Here is a 6000-nt window from a genome sequence, read left to right as displayed (position 1 = left end):
TTATTACACCAATTGTCATGTATTTATAAAATAATCTAATCATATTTTTATGGATGTATGATATGTCAGTTAATTGTCATTTTAATTTTTTTTTTAAATCTTTTAAGTTCGCGTGATATTTTTCCCAAAATACTTTTTTTATTTAAGTAATTAACTACATAGCTATCGTGACTTTCACTAGATGCCCTGATAATATATTTTCTGTAATCAATTTCTCCTTCACTTGATATTATATCATTAGATATTTGAATGAAGCAGTCTATGAGATCTTTATTTCTCGACTCAAAAAGATGAAGATAGCTATGTTCGTAAATAGTAAATAAACCACAGATGTGGTTTTCTCCTATCAACCATTTTGGGACTGCGACATCTGAGGGGTAAACGAATTCGGGTTGGTGCCCTGCTTGTATTGCAGCATCTGTTAGACGGCCTCCAACATCAAATTTATCATCCGCTTGTAATGACGGTGCCCCTGCATTTCTCCAAGTTTCTCCTGTTAGAGCAATAAACATTGGTCCTACATAGACATAATGGTAATCAATATGATTCGCTGATTGGGCACATCCAAACACTTTTCCATTACGTGCAGATATTATGGCTTTTTTAATCGCATTCGAGTTTAGTGGTATACAGTCAATATCAACAATGATAATAACATCTTCATCTTCTGCTGCATTAAGAATTTCCCTCATCCATGTTCCATGATCCATTCCATGGCGATTGTGTTGCTCAATTTTGAAGCCAAATTTTTCAAAAACCTTTCGCTGGGCATTAACTAGCTGTAAATCGACATTGTTCCAATAGAGAGTAAATATTCGAACATTAGAATTATCGAAAGAATTGAACTCATCCATACCTACAGCCCTATGTTAAATTTAAATGGGAATTTTTCATTTTCTAGAAATATAATTAAATAATATATTCCATCAACGTTATTATAAGAGTTAATTTACAACTCCATTCTTATATATTCGTAGGATGAATGGTTTTTTATTAACTCGATGTGTTCTTTTTTTGTAGAGACCACAATTCTGTATATTTATTAAAAGTATACTGAGAATTCACTATGGCTAGTAGTAATCCTTGTTTTCCATCTAAAAAACCAGCCCTAAATATCCATGTTTTAAGAAATGCAAAGACTGTATGAATGAATATGTCTGAATAGCGGCACCGTTTCCCTCGACTGTGCCGTTCCTCTGCCCATGCCAAAGCGTAATGTAGTTGTTTTTTCTGGAAGCTTGAGAACTCACGGCATGTTAAATGCAATAAGTCACCTGATAATTTTTTAAGAGATGCACTACCATAATTTAGAGATTCATGTACAGTATTATCGTTATAAGTAAAACAGTTATTGGCATAGAAGCGAATGACATTATCTGGGTACCATCCGCTGTGGCGCATAAATCGGCCAAGGAAGAGATTCCTTCTAGCACAGAAATATACATTTCTATTATCAATATCAGGTTTTGCTAGTATCTTTTCAATAGAATTGCGTAATTCAGGTGTTACTCTTTCATCTGTATCTATCACGAAAATATAATCGCCGTTGGCATAACGTTGAGCTTTCTGCCTCTGTTTTCCATATCCTGGCCATTGATTTGTATGATAGACTCGAGCACCATAATTTTCAGCGATCTCTACAGTATTATCGGTACTTCCTGAGTCAACAATAATTATTTCATCAGCCCATTCTACTGAGCGCAAGCATTCGTCAATAAGTTCGGATGCATTTTTTGCAATCATAACAATAGATAATTTATTTCGGGTTTCCATTATTTATTGCCTTTATGATTTTTATATTTAAATTTTTTTGTTTTTTACAAATTTATATCTTGTGAGTGATATAGTGAACGACTTCATTTTCTAGCATCTCGTAGATCAAGATTTACCATTTTAAGGAACGTAAGCATTTTTTTATAAGGAAGAAAAAGTTATTAATACCCCTTTCGATTTCTCCTTTAGGTCTACTCTCTCTTTTTATCTCTTGATCTAATTTCGCTAATCGTTCTTTCTCAATGTTACTGTTGGATATATCTACGATGGGGTGAGATATTATTTCTGTTAGATATATATGTTTAAAACATTTCTTTTTGTATAGATAGTCCCACTTATCAGCAATGTAATAGTTATTGTTGAATTCTTCATGTAAATTTATTGCTAATTTTCTACTTACAAGGTAACAACATGTTCTTGTTATATATATTGGCTTATATATTAGCTTTCTAAAAACAATACCATTTATATTTATTTTGTTAAAGAATGACAAAGAGACTTTTCTTCTCTGGCTAAGGCCATCTTGTCCGCCCAGTATATAAAGATCCTCTTCGCACATTTTGAGAGTGGCCTCCTCAGACAATCCGTTTATAAGATGTTTCAAGGAGGAGTTAATAATTGCATCATCTTCAAGAATAATAGCCCATTCTATTTTTTCATTAATTATTTTGGAATATATTCTTTGATGACTTAGAGAGCAACCTATTTCAGATACAGTTGGATTAAACTCTTCCGGTGAGCTTTCCTTTATTCTATCTAGCTCTTCTTTTGGTAAATCAGATCCTAGTATTGCATCAATAAACTCAAAATCAATGTTCTCTTTTTTTAGAGCATCACCGATGGATTTTCTTCTATCTATATCTTTAGCTAAAGATACGATGAATACTGGGGTTTTATTCTTTTCCATTTTTATTTTCCAAAGAATGCTTTAATAAAAAAATATTTGGCATAACTCTTTATGCCATTTATATATTCACCATTGTGAAACTGATGCTTAGCACAATATCGCATATTACTCGCCGTCATTGCGTCTAGTAGTGACTCATTTTTCCATGGCGAGTTTTCTTTGGCTTTTAAAAAATATTTCGTACACGCGTAATTAGCAGCCCATTTATGCCAGGGCTTAGTAGGGCCAATGTAATGAATAAAAATAGTCTCATTGGAAATCGGCATAGGAGCAGACTCGCCATGACTGTATTTTAATTCATAATTTATACTGAACTGTGTGTTGTATTTAATTTCCAAGTGGCGGAATTTTTCTGCCAATAATATATTTAAAACATCTTGATCAGGATGAGTAATAATTTTTTTCATCTCTGGGTCGGTCAAAAAACGCATGCTGTTTTCTGTTACCGCCGCTTGATGCCAGTTGTTGACTTCAATTAGTAAAACGCCAGAGTTAAAGTACCCATTGCTGAGTTCAGGGTGATGAAATTTTTTTGCCCGATCACTCCACCAGTGCCTGTCACCATCGAGAACCGCAGCGGAAATATGGTTACTAACATCTAATGCTATTAATTCTTGTAATGAGCCATTACATATAATGTCCGCATCGAGGTAGAGAACTTTATCAAGTACGCCATGAAAGTAATCGGCAATAATGAAGCGGAAATAAATGGCATAGCTCCAGAGTTTTGTTTCTGGTAACGTTTTTAACCAAGAGCAATCAACGATATAGATATTAATGGTTGTATTATATTGCTTTGCCATTTCTTGAAATTTGGCTTTGTCGCTATCACTGATTTTGTCGGTAAACACGTGAAAGGATAAGCAGTGATCCTGATTTTTTAATAGAGTAGAAGCTATAGCCATGGCGCAGCCATAAATGAATTTTTCATCAGTACCAAATGCTATATTTAACTCAGGATTTTTTTTAGAATATGAGAATGAGTGTACATTTTTTATGACTTTTTCTTTGTCAAAGTACATGTGCTTACCGTGTTGGATGAGTAGCGAAGAGAATAACGAGTTGTAAAAAACAGGTCAGAATATTTATGATTCAATAATCAACTGCGCCGCCTTTTCTGGCAGGCTATAAATATCTTCCGTGTCGGCAAAGTGGCGCGCATTTTCTGCCCACTGTTTGAGCGTTTCTGGCTGACGGAGCGCGTGTGATAACGCGTGATTCAGTTCTGTCTGGCTAAAAGGCTCAGAAATAACTTGTCCGGCCTGCGAGCGCTCAATGTAAAAAGCATAACCGCATGCATCGGTAACGAGTATCGGTAACCCAGCCGCGATAGCCTCAAGTAAAACGATGCCAGCGGCTTCCTGATGAGCTGGATGAAGTAACAAATCCGCGGCTGCCATGAAGTCAGAAATATCATCTCGACCGGAGAAGAAGTGTATCTGTTGACCTATGCCGAGCTGCTCTGCTTGTTGCTGAAACGGCTTTGGATCATCTTGGCCGACGACGAGAAACGTAACGCGTTGACGCAGTTCTTGTGGCAGGCTGGCGATGGCGCTCAGGCTGCGGCCAACCCCTTTACGTTTGAAGTCGGAACCCACTTGTAACAGAACGAATCCGTTTTCATCCAGATTATGCTGCTGGCGAAATCGAGCGCGCGTATCTGGAGAACGCGTGCTGTATTTTCTATCCGCTGAAATACCTGGGGGCAGCATAAAGAAGCGTTCATCTTGTGTGCCGTAATGCTTCTGAAAATGGGCAATTTGCCGCGGTGTTAGCATCAGCATACACGTGCGACTGTTTCTGTCGAACACATCGCGTTCTAGCGCCGCATATCCGCGGTAGCGGGGGGTGAGTCGATAAAAAAAGCCTTTCTCCTGAACGGCTTTTTCTGCCGTACATCCCTCTGCGGCATAGTAGAAGTCCAGCCCTGGCATTTTGCTAAATCCGACAACGCGATCGACAGAGTGTTGCTGTAAATGGCGTTGTATCCAGTCCGAAAAACGGCGATGGCGGGTATGGTTCCCGAGTCCTGATATCGGTACGAGAACAATGTCGAACCCTTCCGGTTCGTCGCCTTGCCATTCGCTGGTATAAACGCGAATTTCATGGCCTTGCTTCTGGCAGACTTTTGCAATGCTCAGAAAATCACGCTGCAATCCACCGAAAGGGAAGTATTTGTAGACACAGAATGCGATTTTCATTGGTTATCTCTTTGCGGCGTAGTATTCAACATCTGTTCTGATGCCTGAATGACATCTTCCGCAGGAATGCAGGATAAATACTTAACAGTCTGATCGTAATTCTGTTGTGCTGGCATCTGTTGGTATTCGCCGGCCCAAATCTGTTTATAGTGTTCGCACCACGGACGCCATAATTTATAGTCTGTTGGACCAAATAAGCTTACGAGTGGTGTATTTAGTGCGGCGGCCATGTGCATCGGCGCGGAGTCGACACCGATATACAATACGGCACGGTCAATTAACGCAGCCAGTTCCAGAAAACTTGTTTTACCCGCGAAGCCCATCTCTGGTTTATGTGTGCACAGTGAGTGAATATCACGTACCACGTTTAAATCGTCTTCTGAAGGACCGCAGGTCAAAACGACTTCCAGATTTTGGGTTTTAAGATAGTCAATGACCTGAGCGAATTTGTCGTTGTCCCAGTATTTGTAGTATTGGCGAGTTGTGGGTTGGATGACGACGTAGCGTTGTGTTAAAAGTGTAGGACGTTGATTAATGATGCTTTGGGCATCTTCCTGACGATAATGCAGTGATAACTGGGAGCGCGTATTTGACGCTGGTAGGTTGAGCGGGGTGAGGAGATAAAGATTTTGCTCAACAATATGCGCGCCTATTGGCGGAACACAATGATCGAAAAAAAAACGCCAGATTTTGCCTTTCAGTTTATTGCCGCGATCGAGAGCAACACTACGCCCTCCTAGCGATTTTACTAATAACGCAATAGGCCACTGGTCAGCCAAATTCACGATCAAGTCATATTTGTTTTTCTTCAGCGCCTGCCTGATTGCCACGAAATTGCTGATTTTCTCTGAAAGCGTCTTCGTTTTTCTCTTCAGCCCGTAAAGCTGATTTATCTCTGGGTTTGCGGAGAGAATCGGCATCGTATCCTGATATAGCAATACGTCAATTTTGGCATCAGGATAATTTGCTTTTAGCGTGCTGATGAGCGGAGTGGTCAGCAGCATATCGCCATGATATCTGAGCTTTACTACAAGAATCCGGTGATAGGATATGATGCGTTGACTCACTCGTTTTCCTTCATGTAATCAAAAGTTATGATTTTTACAGGCACGCTACCGC

General features: G+C 38.9%; 6 protein-coding genes. All 6 read right to left on the bottom strand.

The features are described 5' to 3' along the window. Positions 1-65: 65 nt before the first annotated feature. The 6 genes from EDI29_RS10285 to rfaQ all read right to left on the bottom strand — a co-directional run bounded on the left by EDI29_RS10285 (position 66) and on the right by rfaQ (position 5948). The gene (locus EDI29_RS10285; protein ID WP_137740829.1) at positions 66-854 is read right to left on the bottom strand and encodes a hypothetical protein; all 789 of its coding nucleotides are present in this window, start codon (positions 852-854) and stop codon (positions 66-68) included. Between the two features lie 139 nt (positions 855-993). Continuing rightward, positions 994-1773 carry a glycosyltransferase family 2 protein gene (locus EDI29_RS10280; RefSeq protein WP_137740828.1) on the bottom strand — a complete coding sequence of 260 codons (780 nt, stop codon included), beginning with the start codon at positions 1771-1773 and terminating at the stop codon, positions 994-996. Positions 1774-1885: 112 nt separating this feature from the next. Next, positions 1886-2680 carry a glycosyltransferase family 25 protein gene (locus EDI29_RS10275; protein ID WP_137740827.1) on the bottom strand — a complete coding sequence of 265 codons (795 nt, stop codon included), beginning with the start codon at positions 2678-2680 and terminating at the stop codon, positions 1886-1888. 2 nt (positions 2681-2682) lie between these two features. Further along, the gene (waaO, locus tag EDI29_RS10270; protein ID WP_137740826.1) at positions 2683-3702 is read right to left on the bottom strand and encodes a lipopolysaccharide 3-alpha-galactosyltransferase; all 1020 of its coding nucleotides are present in this window, start codon (positions 3700-3702) and stop codon (positions 2683-2685) included. Positions 3703-3765: 63 nt separating this feature from the next. After that, positions 3766-4881, bottom strand: a complete 1116-nt coding sequence (locus EDI29_RS10265) for a glycosyltransferase family 4 protein (protein ID WP_137740825.1) — start codon at positions 4879-4881, stop codon at positions 3766-3768. Then, positions 4878-5948 (bottom strand): lipopolysaccharide core heptosyltransferase RfaQ, encoded by a 1071-nt coding sequence (gene rfaQ, locus EDI29_RS10260; protein WP_137740824.1) that lies wholly within the window; start codon positions 5946-5948, stop codon positions 4878-4880. Before rfaQ ends, EDI29_RS10265 begins: the two co-directional genes overlap by 4 nt. Positions 5949-6000 lie beyond the last annotated feature (52 nt).

The sequence above is a fragment of the Pectobacterium polonicum genome (assembly GCF_005497185.1).
In the GTDB taxonomy this organism is placed as follows: Bacteria; Pseudomonadota; Gammaproteobacteria; order Enterobacterales; family Enterobacteriaceae; genus Pectobacterium; species Pectobacterium polonicum.
The sequence above is the reverse complement of the archived record's forward strand: the minus strand, read 5'-3'. Positions and strand labels throughout refer to the sequence as shown.